This window comes from Rhizorhabdus sp. (assembly GCF_018006725.1).
Lineage (GTDB): Bacteria > Pseudomonadota > Alphaproteobacteria > Sphingomonadales > Sphingomonadaceae > Rhizorhabdus.
Window position 1 is genome coordinate 1 of record NZ_JAGMXV010000371.1, and the last position, 3,704, is coordinate 3,704.

Genomic DNA, 3,704 nt, shown 5'->3' on the forward strand with positions numbered 1-3,704 from the left:
CCTTCTGGGCGTATACCTTCGACGAGTATCCGTCGGACAGGTCTACCAGACCGGCAGTCGTGCCAGGAAGCGGACAAGGCCGCGGGTGCGCGGGCCGAACAGCGTTTCAGTGAAGTAACTGCCAGCGGCGCGCTTGCTGGCTTCGCCGAGCGTCGGATAGGGCGGTACGAAGCTCGCCAGGGCTGAAATCTTGAGCCGCCTCGAGAGGGCGAGGCACCAGGGCTGGATCAGTTCGCCAGCCTGCGGTCCCACGATGGCGGCGCCCAGGATGCGGCCGCGCGGATCGGTAGTCACCTTCACGAGGCCGTCGGTCGCGCGCTCGGTCTGCGCCCGATCATTCTCGGCGAATTTCCAGCGCAGCACCTTGATACCATCACCGTACTTCTGTCGCGCTTCGTGTTCGCCGACGCCAACCTGCGCCAACTCCGGATCGCTGTAGGTCGCCCAAGGCACGATAGCCGCATCGAGCTTTGCCGGCGCTCGAAACAGCGCGCCGCGGATGAACAGCGAGGCTTCGTAGCCGGCCATATGCGTGAAAGGGTAGAGCCCGTTGCAATCGCCGATCGCCCAGACGTTGCGGTTGGACGTGCGCAGGGACGCATCGACGGCGATGCCCTTCTTTGTGTGGGCGACGCCGGCCTTGTCTAGATCGAGCCCCTCGGTCACGGGCGTGCGACCGGCGGCGACCAGGAGATGTGTTCCAGTGAGCCGCGTGCCGTCGGCCAGGACGGCGACGCCGCCGTCGGGTGTGCGTTCGACGCGGTCGATCTTCACGCCACTGCGCAGATCGACGCCTTCTTCGCGCAGCCGTGCAACGACGACGGCGGCGAGTTCCGGATCGTCCTTGGGCAGGAATGTCGCTGCCTCCAGCACCGTAACGTGGGATCCCAGACGCCGGAACGCCTGTGCCATCTCGATGCCGATGGGGCCGCCGCCGATGATCAGGAGATGCGCAGGCAAGATGCGGTTGGCGAAGATCGTCTCGTTGGTGAAGTGCGGCGTGTCGGCGAGGCCCGGGATGGGCGGCAGGGCGGCGCGCGAGCCGGTCGCGAGCACGATGCGTTTGCTTGCGATGCGATGCGGACCGGCCTGCATCTCGGTGCGACCGACGAAGCGTGCCTCCTCCTTGAGAACCCGCACGCCGAGCTTCTCGAAACGCGCCACTGAATCGTTGGGGGCGATGGCGGCGATGGTTTGGGCCACATGATCCATCACGCGCGCGAAATCGATCCGCGGCTCGACCGGGGCAATGCCGAAGGCGCCACCGCTGCGCTGAGCCTGCGCCGCCTTCGCCGCCGCGATCAGCGCCTTGGAGGGCACGCAGCCGAAATTGAGGCAATCGCCGCCCATCAAGGCGCGCTCGATCAGCACGACGTCGAGGCCGAGTTGTGCGGCGCCGGCGGCGACGACCAGGCCAGCCGAACCGCCGCCGACCACGCAGACATCGGGAGTGAGGCGTTGGCTCATGTCAGGGTGTGACGTTGGGCTTGCGCAGGCGGGTATAGACGACCGGTAGCAACGACAGCGCCGCCAGCCCCAGAAGCGGCAAAAAGATGCGCCACTCGAAGATGATCCCGAGATTGGGCCGCTCGCCGCGTTCGATCAATATGCCGAGGCCGGCGCCGACGCTCGCATAGACGATTGCCGCCGGCACGATGCCGATCATGGTCGCGAGCACATAGCGGCCGAGCCGCATGCCCAGCAGCGCCGGCACGATGTTGATTAACCAGAAGGGAAAGACCGGCACCAGTCGCAGGAACAGGAGGTAGCTGAAATCGTCGCGTTGGAAGCCTGCTTCCAGCCGCGCCAGCGCGGCGCCGGCGCGGGCGCGGAAGAGGTCGCGGAAGGCGGTGCGGGCAGCGAGGAAGACGGCGATCGAGCCCAGCGTCGCGCCGATTACCGAAAGACCGGCGCCCATCCAGGTCCCGAACAGGAAGCCCGCCACCGGTGTGACGACCATGGCAATCGGCAGCGAGAAGGCGACGACGGTGGCATAGGCCAGGATGAACGCCGCCGCCGAGATAAAGGCGTGCTTCGCGACCCACTTGGTCAGTGTCGCCTGATGGCGATACAGCAGGTCGTAGGAAAAGTAGCGCTCGAGACCGAGCAGCAGGAACACCGCCAAGCCACCCAGGAGAATCGCCACGGGAAGCAGCCGGCGGAGCATCAACGGGGTCATCTGGCCTTTCGCATCGCCTCGCCCCGATAATCACCTGTGCGCACCGGACCTCAAAGCACATGCTGTCACGGCTGGGTTACCGGCAAGCCCGGGTCGGTCGCGGCGAGGCTGGGACGTCTGCTGAAGCGCGTCCACCATGCGGCGAGCCGCCGATGCTTGGCGAGCAAGGCGCTGCCGTGCGGGGACAGGGCGAAGTAGGCAATCATGGCGCCGAGGTGGAAATCGGCCAGAGAGACCTCGGGGCCGCAGAGACAGGCATCGTCGGAGGCCAGGGTATCGAGCGCCATCAGGACACGAGCAGCAGCGTCCAAGCCTTTGTCTCGCTCCACCAGATCGACCTCGCCGCCGGTGCGGGGACGAAAGACGTCGTGCACGAAGACCTGCCGGACCAGGGGCCAATAGGCATAGGAATCGACGATGCCAATGATCTGGTCCATGCGGGCAAGGGCCCGCGGGGAGGCCGGCCGGAGGGCAGGCCCGGCGAAGGCCCGGTCGACGTAGCGGGTGATGGCGCCGGTTTCGTAGAGTGCGAAACCGTCATGGACGAGGGTCGGGACCCGTCGGAACGGGTGAAGCGCCAGATAGTCGGGTGGACAGTCCGCCGCGAAGGGGTTCACCTCGACCCTTTCGTAGGTCACGGCCTTCTCGGCCAGGGCCAGACGGGCGATTCTCGTGTAAACACTGAAGTGGTAGCCGTGCAGGAAGAGTGTCATGGGCCATCTTAGGCCTCGTTGACTCGTCGCCGTCTCATGCTTATTACGCTCGGCCACGGAATTTGCCCCTGCGCACCGCGCGGGGGCGTTGTATTTGAAGGAGTTGCGTCATGAAACGCACCTATCAGCCGAGCAAGCTGGTGCGCAAGCGCCGGCATGGCTTCCGGTCCCGCATGGCGACGGTGGGCGGCCGCAAGGTCATCGCCAATCGCCGCCGGTCGGGCCGCAAGCGTCTGTCGGCCTAGCCTCTTTTGGCTGCGGCGCGCCTCGGGCGTTTGCCGAATCGTCGCGATTTTCTGCGCGTCCAAGCCGGACGCCGCTGTGCCATGCCTGGATTCGTACTCCAGGTGGCCCCTGTTCCTGCCGAAATCGCCCTGCCCGACATCCGGGTGGGTTTCACCGTAACCCGCAAGGTCGGCAATGCCGTGGTCCGCAACCGCGTGCGTCGGCGCTTGCGCGAAATTGCCCGCTTGGTGATCCCGGCCGAGGCGCGGCCGGACCTCGACTATGTGCTGGTCGGCCGACAGGGCGCCCTCGTCCGCGACTTCGCTGCAATGCGCGGAGAGCTGCGGGAGGCGCTGAAGCGTCTCAAGGCGCAGCTCGTCGCGACGCCATGACCTGCACGGACTGCTTGCGCCCGCGCGGTTAAGTCGCCAGTTTCCGGGCCGCATGATGTCCTTCGTCCTGCGTGGCGCGATCCGCTTCTATCAGCTCACGCTCGCCTACTTCTTTGTCGGCGCCTGCCGCTACGAGCCGTCCTGCTCGGCCTATGCGGCTGGGGCGGTGGCGACGCATGGCGCGTTGCGGGGAAG

General features: G+C 66.5%; 6 protein-coding genes. 3 read left to right on the plus strand and 3 right to left on the minus strand.

The features are described from left to right. Nucleotides 1-42: 42 nt before the first annotated feature. From KAY22_RS26190 to KAY22_RS26200, 3 genes are all read right to left on the minus strand, one after another. Nucleotides 43-1,467, minus strand: a complete 1,425-nt coding sequence (locus KAY22_RS26190) for an FAD-dependent oxidoreductase (protein WP_296626019.1) — start codon at nt 1,465-1,467, stop codon at nt 43-45. 1 nt (nt 1,468) lies between these two features. After that, nucleotides 1,469-2,179, minus strand: a complete 711-nt coding sequence (locus KAY22_RS26195; RefSeq protein WP_296626020.1) for a VTT domain-containing protein — start codon at nt 2,177-2,179, stop codon at nt 1,469-1,471. A gap of 65 nt (nt 2,180-2,244) precedes the next feature. Further along, on the minus strand, nt 2,245-2,892 hold the full coding sequence (locus KAY22_RS26200; RefSeq protein ID WP_296626021.1) for a glutathione S-transferase family protein: 648 nt from the start codon (nt 2,890-2,892) through the stop codon (nt 2,245-2,247). Nucleotides 2,893-3,002: 110 nt separating this feature from the next. On the opposite strand from KAY22_RS26200, the gene rpmH reads away from it, so the two are divergent. From rpmH to yidD, 3 genes are all read left to right on the plus strand, one after another. Beyond that, nucleotides 3,003-3,137, plus strand: coding sequence for a 50S ribosomal protein L34 (gene rpmH / locus KAY22_RS26205; RefSeq protein ID WP_020698875.1), 135 nt, complete (start codon nt 3,003-3,005; stop codon nt 3,135-3,137). An 81-nt stretch (nt 3,138-3,218) separates the two neighbouring features. Further along, nucleotides 3,219-3,509 (plus strand): ribonuclease P protein component, encoded by a 291-nt coding sequence (gene rnpA, locus KAY22_RS26210; RefSeq protein ID WP_366514173.1) that lies wholly within the window; start codon nt 3,219-3,221, stop codon nt 3,507-3,509. A 55-nt stretch (nt 3,510-3,564) separates the two neighbouring features. Continuing rightward, the coding region (yidD, locus tag KAY22_RS28035) for a membrane protein insertion efficiency factor YidD (protein WP_366514174.1) at nt 3,565-3,704 on the plus strand (140 nt) is incomplete at its 3' end.